We start from the raw sequence: 22,272 nt of genomic DNA, 5'->3' as shown, positions 1-22,272 counted from the left end.
TTGCATGGCGCATGTCGCACTGGCTGCTCCTCCTGAAGTCATCATCGATCCTGGCGGTGCCCCGCCCAAGGTGCTGCAAGATATTACAAAAGCAGTCGGCGCCATCACTCGCCTGACGCAGGACCAGGATGTCCGTGAAGTGGCGCGATTGCGGCGCCGTGCCTGGGACGCGACCCAGGCGGCTTTGCGTACCCAGGGGTATTTCGCCGCGAAAGTCACGCTGGACGTGACCAGCGGCGCTCCGAACGGCGGCGAATTCTGGGACATCACCATCGTGCCGGGCGAGCGTACGCAGGTGCGGCAACTGGGCCTGACCTTCAACGGTGCCATTGCGGCAGCCCCCTACGCGGGGCGTCGCGAGGTGCTCGAACGCGACTGGTTGCTCAAGCCGGGCATGCCGTTCATCAATGACGACTGGAGCAAGGCCAAGACCGATCTGCTCGACGAGGTGTCGGCCGAGGATTTCTATTACGCCCACTTCGATTCCACGCAAGCGCTGGTTGATCCGCAGGCGTCCAGGGCAGACCTCAAGGTGGACGTGAACAGCGGACCTCCGGTGCGTCTGGGCAAGCTCGAAGTCATTGGCTTGAAGCGGGTGCCAGCGTCTCTCATCCGACGTTACGTGCGCTACGACCCGGGAGACCCCTACGATCGGCGTCAGCTGGAAGACTGGCAGCAGGCCTTGCAGTCCACCACGTTCTTCCGCGGGGCCTTCGTCACCCTGGGCGATGGCACTGCCCAGGCGGGGCAGAGCACGTCCGAGGTTCAGGAGTCCCGGCTGGATTCCGCCGCCGCCGGAGGTGAATCCACGCGCTCGCTTCCTGGAGCCGCGCGGGGTGATGCTCCCGTGACCTTGCCCGTGCGGGTGCAGGTCACTGAGGCACCTGCTCGCTATTTCAGTGGTTCTCTGGGGGCTGACAGTGACCATGGGGTCCGTGCCGAGGGCCTGTACCGCCAGAACGTGGTGTTCGGTTTGCCTGTCTGGCTCGAAAGCGGTGCAGGGGTGGACGTGGATCGCCAGCGTGCCTTCTTCGATGTCCATTTGCCGCCCACTCGGGATGGGTACGACGACAGTTTTGGGCTCTTGTATGACCATTCCGACATCCAGGGCGTGGAGAACAGCCGTACGGGGATAGGCTGGAAACGCAGCCAGGAACGCAAGGCGGCAGGCAATAGTCGCGTGGAATATGAAGTTCGCTGGGGTGCACAAATCACCTACGACAAGACGCGGATAGCGGGCGCCTCACATTACGAAGTCCCGAGCTGGGTGGGCACGTGGCAGTGGCTGCGCCGCGATGTTAACTCCAAGTACGATCCGCGCGAAGGCAACCTGGTCTCGGTGGGCGTGGGGGTGGGCACTACCCTGGACACGGGCAAGCCTTTTTACCGCAGCAGCGTTCGCGCGCAGAAGTGGTGGCCGGTGGGGCCGCGTGACGTACTGACCGTGCGCGGTGAAATTGGCAAAATCTGGTCGCAGACGGATCGACTTCCGCAGGATTTTTCGTGGCGGACCGGCGGCGCTCGCAGCATCCGGGGCTATCGCTATCAAAGTATTGGCCTACAGGAAGGCGACGCCATCGTAGGTGCGCCCGTGCTGGGTGTGGCAAGCCTGGAGTACACCCATTATTTCACCGACATTCTGGGGGCCAACGTGTTCGTGGATGCCGGGGATGCGGCGCCTTCCTTCGGACAATTTGACTGGCACGTGGGCTATGGCACCGGTTTGGCGGTGCGCACGCCCGCAGGCCCCTTCTTCGTGGACGTGGCCTGGGCGCAGAAAGATAAGCGCCTGCGATTGCAGTTTTCACTGGGGATCGCGTTTTGAAACCCGGATTCTGGTTCTTGCGACCGTTTTGGCGCGGATTGCGTTTCATTGGGCTATGGGTTCTGCCGCCCGTGGTCTTGGCCTTGGTGCTGATGCTGGGGTTTGCCGTCTGGTGCGTGTCGAGTCAGGTGGGTACTCGCTGGTTGCTGCAGACTGTCGTTGCGCAGTTCAACGGCCAGATTCAAGGGGTCCAGGGGTCGATTGCCAAGGGCCTGCGCGTCGGTGACCTGTCTTTGTCCGTGCCGCAGGCGCAGGTGCATTTGCAAGATTTCGATCTGCAGGTTCTGTGGTCAGCGCTGCGCGAAGGCCGGCTTCAGGTGCGGGATCTTTCTGCGGCGGTGGTTGAAGTACAGCTGAGTGCTCCTTCTGGGGCCGCACCCGGGCCCTTTCAGATGCCGGTATTACCCGTTACGGTGGAGGTGGATCGGCTGGCCGTGGGCCGTTTGGCAGTGCAGCAAGGAGGGCGGCCCTTGCCGGTCGAAGTCCGGGACCTCGCCAGCGCAGTGTCCCTGGATGCAGGGGGTGTCGCGCTGACGCTCCAGAATCTGAAGCTGGTGCATGGCGACACACAGTTCGTGCTGCAGGCGCAGGTCAAGGGATCCCTGGATGATTTGCGCGTTCAGGCCCAGGGCGCTGGCGACGGCATGCGGTTGGACCTGGATGCGCAGGTGTACCCGCAGGAGGCTTTTCCGCTTGGGAAAACCCGGCTGTCCCTGAGTTTGCCGCGCGAGGCCTCGCTGGAACTGGATGTGGACCCTCAGGCGCCAGATGCGACCGGCGCTCGTCTCGTCCAGGCTCAGGTCAATGCCCGCAATCTGAATCCGGGGCCCTGGCTCCCCAAGACCGTGGGGGCGACCTTGCTGAATCTGAGCGGTTCGCTGCAGTTGCAGCTCACCGCCGCGCAGAAGCTGGAAGCGCTGGCCGCTCAGTTGGAGTTGAAAGGGCCCAACCGCTGGAATGGTTCGCCTCTGTCAGGTCACGTGAAGATCGCACGCCTGGGGCGGGATCACGGCGTGCTGTTTGATCCGCAGGCCTCCGCGCTGCTCGACCCCTTGGGCCTCACCGTGTCGGGTCTGGATATCGCGCTGGGTCTTGGGCCCGATCGCGTGGAAGGCCGTGGGGATCTGTCGGCCGCGGCCAGTCACCTGACGCTGCAGGCACGTGTGCCGCGCTTGAAGGCTCTATGGCCTGGGCTGCCGGGCGGAGGCTCGCTGGCGCTGGAGACTCAAGGGTCTTTGCCCCGGCACAGTGCAGAACTCAAGCTGGAATACGTGCCCGAGGATGCCAAGGCGCAGGTGCCGGGTCAGGCGCCGGTTCGGCTGAACCTGGCCCTGGCCGGAGGGTGGTCAGCCGACCAAGGCTGGCGAGGCCAGCTCAGCCGGGTGGACGTGCAACATGCGGGACTTGTCATCCGCAGCGGGGGGACGATTCCTCTGGAGGTCAGCCCGACAGGGGCCTGGACATTAGGGCGCGCATCGCTGGGCGTCACCTTGGACGGGCAGTCTTTGCTGCAGGTGGAGAACGTGGCGTCCAGTGGCTCGGCCGGGCAATGGGCGACGCAGGGCGTGGTGCCCTCGCTGGTCATTACGCCCGATCGTCTCCTGAAGATTCAAAAGTGGCTGGGACAGACCGGCGTCGGGACGGGGGGCGTGCGCACCTCTCTATCCGAGCGGGCGCGGCGCAGCCGCCTGGAGACCCGCCTGGAGTGGAAACTGGCGTTCAAGGGCGCCTTGACGGGCGACGTCCGCCTGGTGCGCACAGCGGGTGATCTCACGGTTCCTGCGGATGTGCCCGTCACCTTGGGGTTGCAGGCGGCGAGCCTGGAACTTGCGATTCGGCCTGCCGGAGCCGGCACCAGCATGGCCCGCGCCGATCTGCAGATCCATACCGCTAAATTGGGTAGTCTTCAGGTTTTGGCAGACACGCCGCTTCACACCACGGCGACAGGCCGTGTGTTTTTGCAGCCTCGTGACGTCAAGCATGTGCAGATCCGGGCCGACTCGGACGACCTTGCGTGGGTCAATCTGTTGCTGGACGAGTCGATTGAAGTGGGTGGCACTGTGCATGCCGACGTGCGCGGGCAGAGCAGCCCGGATGGCCATTGGGTTTTTTCCGGGCCGGTGACGGGGCAGAATCTGAGCATTCTGAGCGTGGATCAAGGAGTGCGCCTGTTGCAGGGGACCCTGCGAGCCCATCTGGATGGTACGCGGGCGGTGCTCGACAGTCTGCGTTTTCCCGCCGTGCGTCGCGTGACGCCCAAAGAGTGGCGCACGGCCACCTGGGTTTCTGAGAATCCCGATGCGCAGGGCGGCAGTCTGGACGTATCAGGGGTCTGGGATTTCGGCCTGCAGCAGGGTGAAGTCAAGATCTCACCGCGCCGCTACCCAATTTTGCAGCGAGCCGACCGCTATGCGATGGTCACGGGGCAGATCGATATCCAGGCGTCGTTGCCTCGGATTTCGGTGTCGGGCAAGATCGTGGCCGATGCCGGGTGGTTCGATCTGGACATGCTCAACAACATCCCGTCGCTGGATAGCGACGTGGTCGTGATCCAGCCGGGTAAGGCCGTCGCGCCAGCTCCGGCCACACCGCTGGACTTATCCGTGGATCTGACGGTCGATCTGGGGCCGCGCTTCTACCTGACGGGGTATGGGGTGAATTCCGGCCTGATTGGCAGCCTGGACCTGCACATGCGCAAGGGCAAGCTCACGGCACTGGGCGCCTTGCACACGCGGGGTGGCTCCATCGACGTATACGGGCAGCACTTGCAGTTGCGTCGGGGCACGGTGACCTTTCAGGGAAACATCGCCAACCCGGTGTTGTCGATCGAGGCGTTGCGCACGGGCCTGGCAGTACAAGCGGGTGTCCGAGTCGCGGGGACTGCGCGGCACCCGCGCATCGATCTCGTGTCGCATCCGGACGTCAGCGAAACTGGGAAGCTCACCTGGTTGATTCTCGGCCACGGCCCCAATGATGGCGGCGGTGACATGTCGCTGCTGTTTTCCGTGGGGAGTTCTTTCCTGTCAGGCGGAGAGCCGTTCTACAAACGTTTTGGCCTCGATGAGCTCAGCATCCGGTCGGGCGAACTGGGCGCCACGGGGAGCGTGCTGCCGGTCCAGAGTGTTGTGACTGATCTGGATACGGGCGCGAGCCCCGCCGAGCAGCGCTTCGTCGTGGCGAGCAAGACGCTGACTGACAACGTGAAGGTCAGCCTGGAGCAGGCGCTGGCGCAGACAGGCACGGTCGCGCGCCTGAGCTACCGCATCTTGCGTCGTCTGCAGGCCGAAGTGACAGTGGGAACCGTGAGTGGACTGGCCTTGGTGTATCGCTGGTTTTCGATGGACTGAATGCCGTTGGCAGGCGTCGCAGCGGGCAGGGGGGATCTTCATTAAAATACCGGACATTCCACAGAGGGACTCCATGAGCATCAAGAACGATCGCTGGATTCGCCAGGCGGCTGCCGCCGGTATGATTGAACCCTTCGAGCCGGGGCAGGTGCGCTCGGTCAATGGTCAGCGCATCGTCAGCTATGGCACCAGCAGCTATGGGTACGACGTGCGCTGCGCGAACGAATACAAGATCTTTACCAACATCAATTCGTCTGTCGTGGATCCCAAGGCGTTCGACGAAAAGTCGTTCGTGGATGTTCGGGGGGATGTCTGCATCATTCCGCCCAATTCCTTTGCGCTCGCGCGCACGGTCGAATACTTCCGCATCCCGCGCTCGATCTTGACGGTCTGTCTGGGCAAGAGCACGTACGCGCGTTGCGGCATCATCGTCAACGTCACTCCGTTGGAGCCCGAATGGGAAGGCCACGTGACGCTCGAATTTTCCAATACAACGCCGCTGCCGGCCAAGATTTATTCAGGCGAAGGCTGCGCTCAGATGCTGTTCTTCGAGGGCGACGAGGTCTGCGAGACTTCGTACGCTGATCGGGGCGGCAAATATCAGGGGCAACGCGGCGTGACTTTGCCGCGTACGTAAGGAGTGCGCCTCAGGCAGATTCCGGGGTTGGAATCTGCTGGCAGGCATTGGTGGAGCATGGCGCCAGCACGCCGTGCAGACCTTGGGGGTCTTTGCAATGAAATTTCGTTTTCCCATCGTCATCATCGACGAAGACTATCGCGCCGAGAACACCTCGGGTTTCGGCATCCGGGCCCTGGCAGCTGCCATCGAGGCGGAAGGGGCCGAGGTTCTGGGGGTCACCAGCTACGGTGACCTCAGCTCTTTTGCTCAGCAGCAGAGTCGCGCGAGCGCATTCATTCTGTCGATCGACGATGAAGAATTCGACGAAGATTCGCCTGAAGACGTGGCCAACGCCATCAAGAACTTGCGTGCCTTCATCGGCGAGCTGCGGTTTCGCAATGAAGACATTCCTATTTATCTGTACGGTGAGACGCGTACCTCGCAGCACATCCCAAACGACATCCTGCGCGAACTGCATGGCTTCATCCATATGTTCGAAGACACGCCGGAGTTCGTCGCCCGGCACATCATCCGCGAGGCGCGCACTTACCTGGACAGCCTCGCGCCGCCGTTCTTTCGCGAACTGCTCGAATACGCCTTGGATGGCTCGTATTCCTGGCACTGCCCGGGGCATTCGGGCGGGGTGGCGTTTCTCAAGAGCCCCGTCGGCCAGATGTTTCACCAGTTCTTTGGCGAAAACATGCTGCGTGCCGACGTTTGCAACGCGGTGGATGAGCTCGGCCAGCTGTTGGACCATACCGGGCCGGTGGCCGAGTCCGAAAAGAACGCAGCGCGCATCTTTCATGCGGATCACTGCTTTTTCGTGACCAACGGCACGTCCACGTCCAACAAGATTGTCTGGCATGCCAACGTGGCGGCGGGCGACGTGGTGGTGGTCGATCGCAATTGTCACAAATCCATCCTGCACGCCATCATCATGACGGGGGCCATCCCCGTGTTTCTACGCCCGACGCGCAATCATCTGGGCATCATCGGGCCCATCCCCCTCGAAGAGTTCGACCCGGAGAACATTCGCAAGAAGATCGAGGCCAACCCGTTTGCCCGTGAGGCTCTGGACAAGCGTCCGCGCATCCTGTCACTGACGCAGAGCACCTATGACGGCGTCATCTACAACGTCGAGATGATCAAGGAAAAACTGGGTTCGTACATCGATACGCTGCATTTCGACGAGGCTTGGCTGCCGCATGCGACCTTCCACGAGTTTTACGAGGACATGCATGCCATCGGCCCCAATCGGCCGCGCAGCAAGGACACGATGATTTTTGCGACCCACTCCACGCACAAGTTGCTGGCGGGCCTGTCGCAGGCTTCGCAGATCGTGGTTCAGGATTCTGAAACCCGCAAGCTGGACCGCAATCTCTTCAATGAGGCGTACCTCATGCACACTTCGACATCGCCGCAGTACGCCATCATCGCGTCTTGCGACGTGGCGGCGGCGATGATGGAACCCCCAGGTGGCAAAGCGCTGGTCGAGGAATCCATCCGCGAAGCCATGGATTTTCGCCGTGCCATGCGCAAGGTGGAGTCCGAATACGGGCGTAATGACTGGTGGTTCAAAGTGTGGGGACCCAATCGCCTGCCCGAAGAAGGCATCGGCAATCGTGACGACTGGTTGCTGGCCTCGGGGGACGAATGGCATGGTTTTGGCGACTTGGCCGAGGGTTTCAACATGCTGGACCCTATCAAGGCGACCGTGGTGACCCCGGGGCTGGACATTTCGGGCACCTTTGCCGAAACCGGCATCCCGGCCGCGCTGGTCTCGCGCTATCTGGTCGAGCATGGCGTGGTCGTGGAGAAGACCGGTCTTTATTCGTTCTTCATTCTGTTCACCATCGGCATCACCAAGGGCCGCTGGAATACGCTGCTGGCTGACCTGCAGCAGTTCAAGGACGAGTACGACCGCAACCAGCCGCTGTGGCGTGTGCTGCCAGAATTCAGTAAAGCACACAAGCGCTATGAGCATCTGGGGTTGCGCGATCTGTGTCAGCAAATTCACGATGCTTATCGTCATTACGATTTTGCACGGCTCACCACGCGCGTCTACCTGAGTGACATGGAACCAGCCATGCGCCCCGCGGATGCCTATGCGCGGATGGCGCACCGTGAGATCGAGCGCGTTCCTGTCGAAGAGCTCGAGGGACGTGTGACGGGCGTGCTGCTCACACCCTACCCGCCAGGTATTCCTCTGCTCATTCCAGGCGAGCGTTTCAATCGCGACATCGTGGATTACCTGAAGTTCACGCAGGAATTCAATCACGGGTTTCCGGGTTTCGAGACGGACGTGCACGGCCTCGCCTACGACACCGACGACGGGGGTCAGCGCCACTACTACGTGGACTGCATTCGCGAGGACGCTCATGCCTGACGCAGCGCCTGAATCAAATGCAAGCGGCCCGCTGGTGGGCCTGCGAGTGCTTGAGCTGGGGCAGCTGATTGCCGGACCTTTTGCCAGCAAGATGCTGGGGGAATTCGGTGCCGAAATCATCAAGATCGAACCACCCGGAGAAGGTGATCCGTTACGCAAGTGGCGTTTGCTGCATGACGGCACCTCGGTGTGGTGGCAGGTGCAGTCGCGCAACAAAAAGTCGGTCACGCTCGATCTGCGCGAGCCCGAGATTCAAGACGTGGTGCGCCGCCTCGCGGGCGAATGCGACATCCTGATTGAAAACTTCAAGCCGGGTACGCTGGAATCCTGGGGCCTGGGTTGGGAGGCTTTGCATGCCCTCTACCCACGCCTCATCATGTTGCGCGTGTCCGGATACGGGCAGACGGGCCCCTATCGGGATCGACCGGGCTTTGGCGTGGTCGCCGAGGCCATGGGGGGGCTGCGTTACCTCAGCGGCGAGCCCGGCCGCACGCCGGTGCGAGTCGGGGTGTCCATTGGCGATTCCCTATCGGCGCTGCATGGCGTCATCGGTGTGCTGATGGCCTTGCGGGCACGGGATCGCGATGGGGTGGGGCAGATGATCGACGTGGCCCTGTATGAGTCCGTCTTCAACATGATGGAAAGCCTGCTGCCCGAGTATTCGGTATTTGGAGCCGTCCGCGAGCCTGCAGGCAGCAGCCTGCCAGGCATTGCCCCCACCAACGCCTACGCCTGCAACGATGGCTACGTGCTCATTGCCGGCAATGGCGACAGCATCTTCCAGCGCCTCATGCAAGCGATTGGCCGTGACGACCTGGGCAGTGATCCGGCGCTGGCGCACAACCCTGGTCGCGTGGCACAAGTTGCGCGCATCGATGCTGCTATCGGTGATTGGACCGCGTCACGCACGCAGGATGACGTCCTGGCGGTCTTGAATGCAGCGCGGATTCCGTCCGGTCGAATCTATAGCGTGGCCGATATTGCGACAGACCCGCACTACCGGGCGCGCGGCATGCTCGTCGAGCAGCCGCTGCGCGATGGCACCCCCTGCAAGGTACCCGGTATCGTCCCCAAGCTGTCGGCGACCCCGGGTACCATCACACGGCCTGCACCCACGCTGGGGCAGGATACGGGTGAGGTTCTCGCTGATCTGGGTGTGGACCCCAAGACACAGGCACGCTGGCGGGCGTTGGGTTACATCTGAACGCCGGGTGCGTCTGTCGTGTGCATTGGCGCGGCTGTGTGGTTGAGTTCCGAAGGTGATCGCGTGAGAAAGTCTGACTCTGATTGTTGAGCAGGACCATTTCAGAGTATATTTTGCCCTGCTGTCACCCGATGCGGGTGGGAGAGTGCTGCCGATGCTGGCAGCCGCCGAAGGCGCAATTCGCCCAGAATCGCTCAGGCACCCCGTACCATCCGCAAGATGCCGTGTGCGCATCGCAGCATTCTGGAGAGACCTGCCTTGGTGGGCAGGCGCCGAAGGTGAACCCCTGTGGATGCGGGGCAACTCTCAGGCAAAAGGACAGAAGGGCGGTTTCGGCACACGTGCCGTCCTCCCATTTCGCCCGGAGCTCCGATGCCTGCTCAAACTCCTCTGTACGAGACCCACGTGGCGCTCGGCGCCAAGATCGTCGATTTTGGTGGCTGGGACATGCCGCTGTCCTATGGTTCGCTGTTGGAAGAACACCACGCCGTACGGCAAGCCGTGGGGGTGTTCGACGTCTCTCATATGCTCAACGTCGACATCGTCGGCGCACGGGCCCAGGATTTTCTGCGTCATCTGCTGGCCAATGACGTGGCCAAGATTGCCGGCCATCCTGGCAGGGCGCTGTATTCGTGCATGCTGCGCCCCGATGCCGGCGTGATCGATGACCTCATCACCTATTTCTTTGCGCCGGATCGCTGGCGCATGGTGGTCAACGCCGGCACGGCTGATAAAGATCTTGCCTGGCTGCGTGAACAGGCCGCCGCATTTGATGTGTCGGTCACCCCGCGCAGGGATCTGGCCATGCTGGCCGTTCAGGGCCCCAAGGCGCGCGAGACGGTCTGGCAGGTGCGTCCCGAATGGAAGCCCGCCACACAAGATCTGAAGCCGTTCACGGGGGCGCTGGTCGATGAAAACACCCTGGTGGCCCGAACGGGCTACACCGGCGAGGATGGTTTCGAGATCGTCCTGCCTGCGATAGTGGCCAAGACCTTCTGGGATGCGTTGCTGGCGGCCGGTGTCCACCCCTGCGGATTGGGTGCACGCGACACGCTGCGCCTGGAAGCAGGCATGAATCTATACGGCAACGACATGGATGAAACCGTGCATCCGCTCGAATCGGGTCTGGCCTGGACCGTCTCGTTCAAGGACGAAGCGCGCGACTTCATTGGCCGCAAAGCGCTGGAGAGCGCCTCCAAGGCCCGCGAACTGGTGGGGCTCAAGCTGCTGGAGCGCGGCATCATGCGCGGCCACATGAAGGTGCGCACGGCTCACGGAGAAGGGCTGGTGACCAGCGGCACCATGGCTCCCACCATGGGGGTGTCGATCGGCCTGGCCCGCGTGCCAGCGGGAACGTCCGCCGGGGACCGCGTCGAGGTCGAGATTCGGGGCAAGTGGGTGCCCGCGGAAGTCGTCCATCCGCCCTTCGTGCGCAACGGCAAGGTACTGGCCTGACTGCGTTTGCGCAGGCCGGGTGCCAAGCACTGAATTTTTTCTGTCTGTTAATCCATTAGTCCATTAGTCCATTTCTACGGGGTACTTCATGTCCATTCCCAACGATCGCAAATACACGACGTCCCACGAGTGGGTCAAGGCCGACGGCGACGTCTTCCTGGTGGGCATCACCGATGACGCACAGGATCAGCTCGGCGACCTGGTGTTCGTGGGTGACGTTCAGGTGGGTGCCAAAGTGGCTGCCGGCGACAACGCTGCCGTGGTCGAGTCCGTGAAGGCGGCGTCCGACATCTACGCCCCGGTGTCGGGCGAGATCGTGGCCTTCAACGAGGCGCTCAATGACCAACCCGCACTCATCAATGAAGCGGCGTACGAACACTGGATCTTCAAGATCCGCCCCGACAACGCCGCTGACGCCGACGCATTGATGGACGCTGCCGCCTATCAGGCGCAGGCCTGAACGCTGCACCCCCGTACGGCGGCGTGAGCGTGTCGCCCCAGGGGTGCCTGACATTGATATACCCGTTCGATCCCGGAGAACTTCATGCTGCGCGATCCCGCCACGCATTCCGAATTTGTTGCCCGCCATGTCGGGCCGTCCGAAGATGACCAGCGTGCCATGCTCGCGGCTATTGGTGTGTCCAGCCTGGACGCGCTGGTGCGCGAGGTGGTGCCAGGCAACATCCTGTCCGAGGCCCCCTATCTGGATCTGCCTGGTCCCCTGGGCGAAATCGAAGCGCTGGCTGACCTGAAGGCCGTGGCCGCCTGCAACCAGGTCCTGCATAGCTACATTGGGCAAGGCTATTACGGCACCTACGTGCCGCACGTAATCCTGCGCAATATTTTCGAGAATCCCGCCTGGTACACGGCTTATACCCCCTATCAGCCAGAAATCTCCCAAGGCCGGCTCGAAGCACTGCTGATTTTTCAGACCATGGTGACCGACCTCACGGGCCTGGACATTGCTAATTCATCGTTGCTTGACGAGGCGACGGCCGCAGCCGAGGCCATGACGCTGGCACGCCGGGTTTCGCGGGCCAAGTCCCGGCACTTTTTTGTGTCTGAACACGTGCATCCACAGACTCTTGAAGTGGTGCGCACGCGTGCTGCCGGCCTGGACATCGAGCTGGTGGTGGGCGACGAATCGCAGGGCCTGCCCGAATGCTTTGGTGTGCTGCTGCAGTACCCGCATAGCCTGGGCGCGGTGAGCGATTACCGTGCGTTGGTGGAACAGGCGCACCAGGCTGGTGCCGTGGTCGCAGTGGCGACGGATCTGCTGGCGCTGGCGGTGCTGACCCCGCCTGGCGAGTGGGGGGCCGACATCGCGGTGGGCTCGGCCCAGCGTTTTGGCGTGCCCATGGGATATGGCGGGCCACATGCCGGTTTCATGGCCTGCAAGGATGCCTACAAGCGGCACCTGCCGGGGCGGCTGATCGGCGTGTCGCAAGATGCGCACGGCGAGCCTGCACTGCGGCTGGCCTTGCAGACGCGCGAACAGCACATCCGCCGCGAGAAGGCGACGTCCAACATCTGCACGGCGCAGGTGCTTCTGGCTGTCATGGCGGCCATGTATGCGGTTTGGCATGGTCCCAAGGGTATTTCGAACATCGCCCGGCGGGTGGCCACGCATACGGAGCAGCTGGCAGTCGCACTGCGCACGATGGGGTTGAAGGTCTGCAACGACAGCCATTTCGACACCTTGTTGCTGGAAACCGGTGCTCGTACTCAGGCAGTGCTGGATGCGGCCGTCGATGGCGGAGTGAACCTGCGTCACGTGGATGACGCACACATCGCACTGTCGCTGGACGAGACAGTTGGCGAAGCCGATATCGAAATCCTGGTGGGCGTGCTGGCCGCCGGGGTCGGAGTGTCTCGCGTGGTACCGGATTTCTCGCGTTCGGTGGACGGCATTCCCGTCGCCTTGCGCCGCGCGAGCCCCATTTTGGCGCACCCCGCGTTTTCGCGCGTGAAGTCCGAAACGGACATGCTGCGCTATTTGCGGGCTCTGTCCGACAAAGACCTTGCGCTGGATCGCACCATGATTCCGCTGGGTTCGTGCACCATGAAGCTCAACGCGACCGCCGAGATGATTCCGGTGACCTGGCCAGAATTCAGTCACATGCACCCCTTCGCCCCAGCGGGTCAGGCCCAGGGCTATCAGGAACTCATCGCGCGGCTGTCGTCTGCGCTGTGCGAGATCACCGGTTACGACCGTGTCAGCCTGCAGCCCAATTCGGGCGCACAGGGCGAATACGCGGGCCTGCTCGCGATTCGTGGCTATCACCAGGCCAACGGCGAGCTGCAGCGCAACGTCTGCCTGATTCCGGCCTCTGCCCATGGCACCAATCCTGCCTCGGCGCATCTGGCGGGCATGGAAGTCGTCGTGGTGGCCTCGGCCGACGATGGCAGCGTCGACATGGTGGATCTCAAGGCCAAGATTGCCCAGGTGGGCGATCGGCTGGCGGCGCTCATGATCACGTATCCGTCCACCCATGGCGTGTTTGAGCCTACGGTGACCGAAATCTGCGCGCTGATTCACGATGCGGGCGGCCAGGTTTATCTGGATGGGGCCAACATGAACGCGCTGGTGGGTGTGGCCCGTCCTGGCCGATTTGGCTCAGACGTGTCCCACCTGAACCTGCACAAGACGTTCTGTATCCCCCATGGGGGTGGCGGGCCGGGCGTAGGTCCGGTTGCAGTGCGGGCGCACTTGGCACCGTACCTGCCGGGGGTCGTGGGGGAAGACGGACGCCTGCCTGCCGGGCAGTCCGGGCCTGTGTCGGCGGCGCCCTATGGTTCGGCCAGCATCCTGCCCATCTCGTACATGTATATCGCCATGATGGGGGCAGCGGGGCTACGCCGTGCTACCCAGGTGGCCATTCTCAATGCCAATTATCTGGCGACCCGCCTGGCACCGTACTACCCCATCCTCTACTCGGGGGCAACAGGCCGGGTGGCGCACGAGTGCATTCTGGACCTGCGGCCGCTCAAGGAAGCCAGTGGCATCGATGCTGAAGACGTGGCCAAGCGCCTCATGGACTACGGTTTCCATGCGCCCACCATGAGCTTTCCCGTGCCTGGGACCCTCATGGTCGAGCCGACGGAGTCTGAAGGCGTCGAAGAGCTGGATCGCTTCATCGACGCCATGGTCGCGATCCGTGCAGAGATCGCGGCGGTGGAGCGGGGGGAGCAGCCGCTGGAGGACAACGTGCTGGTGAACGCGCCGCATACCGCGGCCTCGCTTCTGGTGCAGGAATGGTCGCATCCGTATACCCGCGAACAGGCAGCGTATCCGGTGCCGGGCATGCAGAACCGCAAGTACTGGCCGCCCGTGGCGCGGGTGGACAACGCCTGGGGCGATCGCAATCTCAGTTGTGCCTGCCCCCCGATGGAAGCGTATTTGCCGGCTGCGGAGCATACGCCCGCGTAGGTCTGTGGTCCGTGCGAGGCTCCAGGGTGTACTCTGGGGCCTCGGGCTGTCCGACCACGCGTGCGTGGTCTTTTCATGAGGAGCATTCATGCCGTTTGTGAACATCAAGATCACGCGCGAGGGCGCAACCGCCGAGCAAAAGGCCAAGCTTATCGAAGGCGCGACGCAATTGCTGGTGGATGTGCTGGGCAAGAACCCCAAGACCACTTTTGTCGTCATCGAAGAAGTCGATACCGACAGCTGGGGCATTGGCGGCGAAACTGTGACGACTTTACGGGTCAGGGCGCGCCAGGCGGCCGGGAAATCCTGAATTTCCTGTTTCCCGGGATTGTGTCCGGATACCATCGTCACGCTGAAAAAAATCCACGCCAGATGAACTGAACCCCAAAAGTTGGACATCGATCCAGCTTTTGGGGTGTTTTTTATGGCGAAGCATGACGAAGGTGGTGCAGTTGCGTCCGACGCCTGCTTGCCTGGCGCTTGCCTTGGTCCTACGCGATTTCGGTCAGTACTTCCGACACCGTGTTGAACAGTTCGTGAATTTGCGATTCTTCGATGATGAGCGGCGGCGAGAAGGCCAGCGTGTCGCCGGTGTAGCGCACCAGGACGCCCCGGTCGAAGCACTTGGTGAAGACTTCGGCTGCCCGGGCGCCGGGAGCCCCTTCGCGCGGGGCGAGCTCGATGCCAGCGACCAGGCCGATGTTGCGCACGTCGATGACGTGAGGCCGCCCTCGCAGGCTGTGAGCCGCGTCTTCGAAGAGCTTGGAGAGCGAATCGGCACGCTCGAACAGGCCGTCGTGCTCGTAGATGTCGAGCGCGGCCAGGATGGCGGCCGTGGCCATGGGGTGTGCTGAATACGTATACCCGTGGAAGAACTCGATGCCGCTCTTGCTGGCCCCCAGGATGGCATCGTAGATGCCGCGCTGGACGGCGACTGCACCGGCCGGGATGGCTGCGTTGCTGATGCCCTTGGCCATGGTGATGAGGTCAGGGGTCACGCCCAGGCGCCCGCTGGCGGTGGCGGCGCCCAGGCGCCCAAATGCGGTGATGACTTCGTCGAAAATCAGCAGAATGCCGTACTTGGAAGTGATTTCGCGCAGGCGCTCGAGGTAGCCGACAGGCGGTACCAGGACGCCCGTGGAGCCCGCCATGGGTTCCACGATGACGGCAGCAATGGTCGAGGCGTCGTGCAAGGCCACGATGCGTTCGAGTTCGTCGGCCAGGTGGGCACCCCAGGCAGGTTGCCCGCGTGAGAACGCATTATGTTCGGGCGCGTGGGTGTGCTGCAGATGGTCTGTGGGCAGCAGAACGCCTGAAAACGTTTTGCGGTTGGGCGAAATGCCCCCGACTGAAATGCCGCCAAAGCCCACGCCGTGATAGCCGCGTTCGCGGCCAATGAGACGGGTACGCTGGCCCTCGCCTCGCGCGCGGTGGTAGGCCAGTGCGATTTTCAGTGCGGTGTCGACGGATTCGGAACCCGAATTGGTGAAGAAGATGCGGTCCAGGCCATCGGGCATGAGGGCCGCCACTCGCGAGGCCGCCCGGAAGGAGTCTTCGTGGCTGATCTGGAAGCTGGGGGCGTAATCGAGCTGGCTGGCCTGCCGGGTGATGGCGGCAATGATCTCGGGGCGTGCGTGTCCTGCGTTCACGCACCACAGGCCCGCCGTTCCGTCCAGGATTCTGTGGCCGTCAGCCGCCGTGTAGTACATGCCTTGTGCCCCCTTGAGCAGCCGGGGGTGTGCCTTGAACTGGCGGTTGGCCGTAAACGGCATCCACAGATTGGAAAGATCGATGGGAGGAGATTGTGTGGTCATTGGGGCCTCATGGACGAGTGTGAATTCAAAGACGACAATGCGTCCATTCTCGACCACGCGCCGCCGGCGCACAAGCGCACTTTCCCTGATGATGTGGCCGGGAAATGTCAGAGCCTCGTCGAGCCTGTGCCTGTGGATCCGGTCAGCGGACTGCCAAGGGCGTCAGCCCTGCCGGGGTGCGTGCGTGCGCGTGTATGTCACGAAGTCGAAGCTCAAGCCGCTCTCGGCCGCCTGCGGCAGGCGTTCGATGGCGTGCCATTGTCCTTCGGGTAGCGCGGGAAACCAGGTATCGCCCTTCGGGGTTGCATGAATTTCAGTGGCGAAGATTTCGTCCGCCAGCGGTAGCGCCATCCGGAACACCTGTTCGCCGCCGATCACGCAGAGGTGCGTGGCAGTGGCACAGGCCCTGATCGCTTCGTCCATGCTTGCGAATGGCTCGGCGCCAGCCTCTGTGAAGTGCGCGTTTCGGGTCAGCACCAGATTGCGTCGGCCCGGCAGCGGGCGGCGTTGCAACGAGGCCCAGGTCTTGCGACCCATCAGAATGGGATGGCCCAGCGTGCTGCGTTTGAAGTGTGCCAGATCGGCAGGCAGGTGCCAGGGCATGGTGCCGTCCAGACCAATCACGCGGTTGTCGCAGTAGGCCACCACGAGACGGATGATGGGGCGGATGGGAGCAGTCGGTTCCATGCGCGTCAGTGTAACCGCAGTGCCCATTGCCAGCCGTGTCAGTCCAGGCGGTGGATGCCTTGGTCGCCGCAATGGCGCAGCAGCGCCGTAAGCGAGCCTTGAGCAAGCATCAGATCGCCGGCCAGTTCTTGCAGGGGTTGCAGGACGAAGGCGCGCTCGTGCATGCGGGGATGCGGCACGACCAAGGTCGGTTCGTTCAGGCTGCGCCCGTCATACCAGAGCAGATCCAGATCCAGCGTGCGAGGCGCATTGTGATACGGGCGCGTGCGGCCGTGGGCTGCTTCGATGGCCTGCAAGGTCTGGAGCAGCGCCAAGGGTTCGAGGCGGGTGTGGATCTGGGCGACGGCGTTGACGTAATTGGGCCCCGAGCTGTCGATCGGCGTGGTTTCATACAGGCTCGAAAGCTGGAGTTGGCCAATGCCGTGAGCCTGTGCCAGCTCATTCGCGGCCGCCCTGACAGTGGCAGCCGCATTGCCCAGGTTGGCACCCAGCCCGACATAAGCCAGGACAGCCGCTGTTTGCGCACGCTCGGCCATGGTGGCTCAGTTGGTTTGCGGGGCTGGATCTTCGGGTGCAGTCACTCGGGTTTCCGTGTGGTCCGACCCTTCGGTGGGCTTGCGCCGCCGGCGGCGACGTTTTGTGGTGCCCGAGCCCAGACGGCGCGCGCCCGCGTGGCCCGCTTGCCAGGTGTCTATCATCTGCGCGCGACGGTCGTCGCCGCTGTTGGACAGGTCCATCCACCACTGAGCCAGCACGCTGTCCACCTCGCGTGCTTCCGCGCGCAGCTGCAGAAAATCGACCGATGCTCTGAAGCGAGGTTGCTCCATCATGCGCCAGATGGAACGTACCGTGGCGCGCTCGAAGCGCGCCTGCATGAGCCAGATTTCACGCATGTCGGCCTGATGGCGGCGCTGAATGGCGAGCTTGTCCATTTGCGCTTCGATGACGGAATCGGCGGCCCGGATCAGGGCCTCGTTGCGTTGCACGCCGTCGGCCACCTGGGCGGTCCAGCGCTTTTCGACCAGGCGCCACAGCAAGGCTGCAAACAGGAAACTGGGGCTGACGGCCTTGCCCTGGCGCACGCGATCGTCGGTGCGCGACAGCGCGATCTCGACGAACGTTTCGCCGCCTTCTTCTTCGAAGATGCGGTCGATGAGCGGGATCAGGCTCTTGGTGAGGCCGGACCGACGCAGCTCGCGCAGGCAGTCCATGGCGTGACCGCAGGTGAGGAGCTTGAGCGTTTCGTCAAAGAGACGCGACGCGGGCACGTGCTCGATGAGCGAAGCCAGGCGGCTGATGGGCGCTTCGGTGGCCGGGTCGATGTGTGCACCCAGCTTGGCCTGGAAGCGCAACGCGCGCAGCATGCGTACCGGGTCTTCGCGAAAGCGCGTCTCGGGGTCGCCAATCATGCGGACCACCCGGTTCTTGAGGTCGGCTACCCCTTGGTGAAAGTCGATGACTTCTTCTTTTAGGGGGTCGTAGTACAGGGCGTTGATGGTGAAGTCGCGCCGCGCCGCGTCTTCTTCGTGGGTGCCAAAGACGTTGTCCCGCAGAATGCGCCCGTGCTCGTCAGTTTCTTGTTCACCCGAGGAGGGGGCACGAAAAGTGGAAGTCTCGATGATTTCCTGGCCGAACACGACGTGGACTAGCTGGAAGCGGCGACCAATGATGCGTGCCCGTCGAAAGAGTGGCCGGATCTGGTTGGGTGTGGCGTTGGTGGCGACGTCGAAGTCTTTAGGGGGGAGGCCGGCAATGAGGTCGCGTACTGCGCCGCCCACGATGTAGGCATCGAACCCTTGCTGATTCAGGACTTCACAGACCTTGATGGCATGCCGCGACACCAGACGGCGATCGATGCCATGCTTGTCGCGTGACAAGCGCACGGGGCCACTGGATGGAGTCGCGAACAACCGCGAGACGAAATGTTTGATGGTCTGCTTGAGCATGGCGTATTTTATGACTTTATGTCTGCAAACAGGTCCAGAACCTGCCAGCCGCGGTGGAGTGCCAGTTCACGCAAGGCAGGGCTCGGATTGGTAGCGACCGGCTGTGTCACCACCTCCAGCAGTGGCAGGTCGTTCATGGAGTCGCTGTAGAACCACGATTCGGCAAAGTCCTCGAGCCGCAAGCCGAGGCCTTGAAGCCAGGCGCGCACACGCAGGACCTTGCCCGCCTGGAAGGCGGGGGTGCCCTGCATGCGCCCCGTGTAGCGTCCGTGTGCGTCGCGTTCAGGGACGGTGGCAATCAGGTGCTCGAAGCCCAGCGCCTGCGCAATGGGTTGCGTCACGAACGCGTTGGTCGAGGTCACGATCGCACATAGCGCACCCTGGTTCTTGTGGCGCGCGATCAACTCTTGCGCGACGGGCCGAATGCCAGGGAGGATGACCTCCTGCATGTAGTCGTGCTGCCAGTGGACGAGTTCCTCTGGGGTCCCTAGTTGCAGCAATCCCAGCATGACGTCGGCGGCTTCCTGTGCACTCAGCGTGCCCTCGTTGTAGCGTCGCAGAAGTTCATCGTTGCGCGCACGGGCCTGGACCGGGTCTCCAGCCCGTCCTGTGCGCGCCAGAAAATCTGCCCACAGGTGATCGCTGTCAAAGGGCAGCAGGGTATTGTCCAGGTCGAAGAGGGCCAGTTGTGTGGGTGTATTCATGAAGTTCCGAATCAGGAGCCGTGGTGTGGAGAAGAAGGTTGTGTGCCGGATGGATGGGCCAGCAGCTCCTTCAGCAAGGGGAGCGTAATGGGCCGATGGCGTTCCAGCGAATAATGGTCCAGCGTGTCGATGAGGGCTGTCAGTCGCCCCATGTCGCGGTCATGATGCGTGAGTATCCAGTGCAAGATCTCGTCTGACAGCTTGAGCCCGCGGCTTGCCGCGCGCTCCTGCAGTGCCGTGGCGCGGTCTTCGTCCGTCAGTTGCTCAAGTCGGTAAACCAGATCCCAACCCAGGCGCGTGCGCAGGTCTTCGCGCAGGGGCATGGTGAGCGGTGCGCGATCTCCCGCCGTGAGCAAGGCAAAAGCCCCGGGGGTGGTAGCCGCTGCCCGCCAGCGGTTGAAAAGCGCAAAGAGCGCCGCTTGGGCGGCATCGTTGAGTTCGCCCACGTCATCGACGGCCACCAGCGCGAGGCTGCGGTCTTCATCCAGGGCCAGCGCATGCAGCCAGTGGGCTGGCGCCCGTGCGTCCAGATAATGACCGCCCGGGCATTGGGCCCGCGCTCGCAGCAGGTGGCTGCGTCCCGAGCCGGCGCTTCCCCATAGATACAGTGCGTGGCCCGCCGTGAGCTGCCTCACCGACTCCAAAGCGGCCGAGTTCACTCCGGCCACGAAGCTTTCGAGGGTTGGCGTCGCACCAGGCAGGATATCCAGGAGAAGTTGCTGCGTCATGCAAATAGACACTTCATCGTAAAATCGGGGTCGCACATCGTCCAAACCCGCAATTCTTGCACATTCGGCGGCTTTTCTCATGACTTCAGCAACCCACACCCCCCTGACGTACCGCGATGCGGGTGTCGACATCGATGCCGGCGACGCGCTGGTGGACCGCATCAAACCGCTGGCAGCGCGCACCATGCGCCCCGGGGTGATGGCCGGAATCGGTGGTTTTGGCGCCTTGTTCCAGGTTCCACCACACTTGCGCGAGCCGGTGCTGGTCTCGGGGACGGACGGCGTAGGCACCAAATTGCGCCTGGCATTCGAATGGCAGCGCCACGACACGGTCGGCATCGATCTGGTGGCCATGAGCGTCAACGACATTCTGGTGCAGGGCGCCGAGCCGTTGTATTTTCTGGATTACTTCGCCTGCGGCAAGCTCGCGGTTCAGACGGCAGCCCAGGTGGTGGCCGGAGTGGCTCGCGGTTGCGAGCTGGCAGGCTGCGCCTTGATTGGAGGCGAAACGGCCGAAATGCCAGGCATGTACCCGGATGGCGAGTACGATCTTGCCGGTTTTGCAGTAGGTGCGGTTGAAAAATCCGCCATTATCGATGGCGCTTCCATTCAGGTGGGTGATACGGTCCTGGGGCTGGCCTCCAGTGGCGCGCATTCCAATGGGTACTCTCTGGTGCGCAAGATTCTTCAGCGCGCAGGGGCGCGTCCCGATCAGGACTTGGGCGGTCGGCCGCTGGTCGATGTGGTCATGGAGCCCACCCGCATCTACGTCAAATCGGTGTTGGCGGCACTGGCCGCGCATGGGGCTGCCATCAAAGGGCTGGCTCACATCACCGGCGGTGGCTTGCTTGAAAACGTGCCGCGCATCCTGCGCCCAGGGCTGTGTGCGCATATTCATCGCGACGCGTGGCAGTGGCCCTTGTTGTTTCAGTGGCTGCAATCGCAAGGCGGCGTCGACGATCACGAGATGGCCCGTGTCTTCAACTGCGGCATTGGAATGGTCCTGGTGGTCGATCCCGCTCAGGCCGCCGCCGTTTCTGCAGCTTTGCGTTCAGGCGGCGAGACCGTGCACGTGCTGGGTGCCATCGAGCCCCAGGCGGCAGGCGGCGCTCAGACGGTCGTGGACTGAGGTTCCTGGGTCAAACGGGCAAACTGCGCCAGCACTTGTTGCTCTGCGTCGCCGGCCAGGCTGTCGATCACTGTCCGTTCAGGGATTGAACGCAACCAGGTGAACTGGCGCTTGGCCAGTTGCCGGGTGGCGGCAATCGCCTGGTCAGTGGCTTGTTCCAGCGACGCGTGCCCGTCCAGATAGTCCCAGAGCTGTCGATATCCCACGCAGCGGACCGAGGGCAGGCTAGGGTGCAGATCGCGACGGCGGTGCAGGGTTTGGACTTCCTGCAGCAAACCATCTGCCATCATGCTGCGGTAGCGCAGGGCGATGCGCTCGTGCAGCACGCGGCGGTCGCTGGGCTCCAGGCTGATGGTTGCAAAGTCCCACCCTGGCAGGGCGAGTTGTGCGGGCTCGCGCAGCCAGTCACTCATGGAGCGCGCGCTGGTTCGCCAGATTTCCAGTGCACGTTGCAGGCGCTGGCTGTCATTGGGCGCCAGGCGTGCTGCCGTTTCAGGATCGACTTGGGCCAGTTCCGCATGCAGAGCGGGCCAGCCTCGCGTGCGCGCTTCTTCGTCCAGCTGCTGTCGAACCGCAGGGTCTGCGGGGGGTAGCGCGTGCAGGCCTTCGCGCAAAGCCTTGTAGTACAGCATCGTCCCGCCACACAGGACCGGCAAGCGGCCCCGGCCGCGGATTTCTTGTGCGAGCGTTGCCGCCGCCTGTGCAAACTCGGCGGCTGAATACGACTCGGCAGGGTCGAGAATATCCAGCAGGTGATGCGGTACTCGCGCTTGTTCTTCTGGGCTGGGCTTGGCCGTGCCGACGTCCATGCCTCGGTAGATCGTGGCCGAGTCCATGATGATGAGTTCGATGGGCCAGTGTTGCGCCAGCGCCAGGGAGGCCGCCGACTTGCCCGATGCGGTGGGGCCCGCCAGGCAGATCAGCAGAGGGCGAGTCGAGCCGGGAGGCGGGTGCGTCTTGCCTGGCGCCGTGTTCGTGCGGGTGTGCGTCATGCTGAG

17 protein-coding genes and 2 riboswitches are annotated in these 22,272 nt (G+C 63.0%); of the genes, 10 read left to right on the top strand and 7 right to left on the bottom strand.

What is annotated here, in order from left to right; translation table 11 throughout:
* The first annotated feature begins 4 nt into the window (after positions 1-4).
* The 9 genes from VF285_RS06815 (at position 5) to VF285_RS06775 (ending at position 14,576) form a co-directional block, all read left to right on the top strand.
* A complete protein-coding gene (locus VF285_RS06815) occupies positions 5-1,825 on the top strand; it encodes an autotransporter assembly complex protein TamA (RefSeq protein WP_346951867.1) in 1,821 nt (606 codons plus the stop codon).
* Positions 1,826-1,842: 17 nt separating this feature from the next.
* Positions 1,843-5,172 (top strand): translocation/assembly module TamB domain-containing protein, encoded by a 3,330-nt coding sequence (locus VF285_RS06810; RefSeq protein ID WP_346951866.1) that lies wholly within the window; start codon positions 1,843-1,845, stop codon positions 5,170-5,172.
* A 73-nt stretch (positions 5,173-5,245) separates the two neighbouring features.
* Complete coding sequence (gene dcd, locus VF285_RS06805) at positions 5,246-5,809, top strand: dCTP deaminase (protein WP_346951865.1); 564 nt, start codon at positions 5,246-5,248, stop codon at positions 5,807-5,809.
* 97 nt (positions 5,810-5,906) lie between these two features.
* Positions 5,907-8,177, top strand: a complete 2,271-nt coding sequence (locus tag VF285_RS06800; protein WP_346951864.1) for an arginine/lysine/ornithine decarboxylase — start codon at positions 5,907-5,909, stop codon at positions 8,175-8,177.
* Positions 8,170-9,381 carry a CoA transferase gene (locus tag VF285_RS06795; RefSeq protein ID WP_346951863.1) on the top strand — a complete coding sequence of 404 codons (1,212 nt, stop codon included), beginning with the start codon at positions 8,170-8,172 and terminating at the stop codon, positions 9,379-9,381. Before VF285_RS06800 ends, VF285_RS06795 begins: the two co-directional genes overlap by 8 nt.
* Positions 9,382-9,509: 128 nt before the next feature.
* Positions 9,510-9,602, top strand: a riboswitch (glycine riboswitch).
* Between the two features lie 12 nt (positions 9,603-9,614).
* Positions 9,615-9,713, top strand: a riboswitch (glycine riboswitch).
* Between the two features lie 40 nt (positions 9,714-9,753).
* The gene (gene gcvT, locus VF285_RS06790; RefSeq protein WP_346951862.1) at positions 9,754-10,836 is read left to right on the top strand and encodes a glycine cleavage system aminomethyltransferase GcvT; all 1,083 of its coding nucleotides are present in this window, start codon (positions 9,754-9,756) and stop codon (positions 10,834-10,836) included.
* A gap of 88 nt (positions 10,837-10,924) precedes the next feature.
* Positions 10,925-11,296, top strand: a complete 372-nt coding sequence (gcvH, locus tag VF285_RS06785; RefSeq protein ID WP_346951861.1) for a glycine cleavage system protein GcvH — start codon at positions 10,925-10,927, stop codon at positions 11,294-11,296.
* A gap of 84 nt (positions 11,297-11,380) precedes the next feature.
* Positions 11,381-14,266 carry an aminomethyl-transferring glycine dehydrogenase gene (gene gcvP, locus VF285_RS06780; protein ID WP_346951860.1) on the top strand — a complete coding sequence of 962 codons (2,886 nt, stop codon included), beginning with the start codon at positions 11,381-11,383 and terminating at the stop codon, positions 14,264-14,266.
* Between the two features lie 88 nt (positions 14,267-14,354).
* A complete protein-coding gene (locus tag VF285_RS06775; protein WP_346951859.1) occupies positions 14,355-14,576 on the top strand; it encodes a 4-oxalocrotonate tautomerase family protein in 222 nt (73 codons plus the stop codon).
* A gap of 181 nt (positions 14,577-14,757) precedes the next feature.
* Here the strand turns inward: VF285_RS06775 and VF285_RS06770 are convergent, their stop codons facing one another.
* The 6 genes from VF285_RS06770 to hda form a co-directional block, all read right to left on the bottom strand.
* Complete coding sequence (locus tag VF285_RS06770; RefSeq protein WP_346951942.1) at positions 14,758-16,038, bottom strand: aspartate aminotransferase family protein; 1,281 nt, start codon at positions 16,036-16,038, stop codon at positions 14,758-14,760.
* Between the two features lie 204 nt (positions 16,039-16,242).
* Positions 16,243-16,794, bottom strand: coding sequence for a dihydrofolate reductase (locus tag VF285_RS06765; RefSeq protein ID WP_346951858.1), 552 nt, complete (start codon positions 16,792-16,794; stop codon positions 16,243-16,245).
* 11 nt (positions 16,795-16,805) lie between these two features.
* Positions 16,806-17,303 (bottom strand): 2-amino-4-hydroxy-6-hydroxymethyldihydropteridine diphosphokinase, encoded by a 498-nt coding sequence (folK, locus tag VF285_RS06760; RefSeq protein WP_346951857.1) that lies wholly within the window; start codon positions 17,301-17,303, stop codon positions 16,806-16,808.
* 6 nt (positions 17,304-17,309) lie between these two features.
* On the bottom strand, positions 17,310-18,713 hold the full coding sequence (gene pcnB / locus VF285_RS06755) for a polynucleotide adenylyltransferase PcnB (RefSeq protein ID WP_346951856.1): 1,404 nt from the start codon (positions 18,711-18,713) through the stop codon (positions 17,310-17,312).
* 8 nt (positions 18,714-18,721) lie between these two features.
* Entirely contained in the window at positions 18,722-19,417 is a 696-nt protein-coding gene (locus VF285_RS06750; protein WP_346951855.1) for an HAD family hydrolase, read from the bottom strand.
* An 11-nt stretch (positions 19,418-19,428) separates the two neighbouring features.
* Complete coding sequence (gene hda / locus VF285_RS06745) at positions 19,429-20,145, bottom strand: DnaA regulatory inactivator Hda (RefSeq protein WP_346951854.1); 717 nt, start codon at positions 20,143-20,145, stop codon at positions 19,429-19,431.
* A gap of 79 nt (positions 20,146-20,224) precedes the next feature.
* Between hda and purM the strand changes: the two genes are divergently transcribed.
* Positions 20,225-21,274: a phosphoribosylformylglycinamidine cyclo-ligase gene (gene purM / locus VF285_RS06740; RefSeq protein WP_346951853.1), complete on the top strand. Its 1,050-nt coding sequence runs from the start codon at positions 20,225-20,227 to the stop codon at positions 21,272-21,274.
* Here purM and miaA read toward each other — a convergent pair.
* A complete protein-coding gene (miaA, locus tag VF285_RS06735; RefSeq protein ID WP_346951852.1) occupies positions 21,256-22,266 on the bottom strand; it encodes a tRNA (adenosine(37)-N6)-dimethylallyltransferase MiaA in 1,011 nt (336 codons plus the stop codon). The genes purM and miaA overlap by 19 nt on opposite strands.
* Between the last annotated feature and the right edge of the window lie 6 nt (positions 22,267-22,272).

This window comes from Castellaniella sp., from assembly GCF_036379515.1.
Lineage (GTDB): Bacteria > Pseudomonadota > Gammaproteobacteria > Burkholderiales > Burkholderiaceae_B > Castellaniella.
The sequence above is the reverse complement of the archived record's forward strand: the minus strand, read 5'-3'. Positions and strand labels throughout refer to the sequence as shown.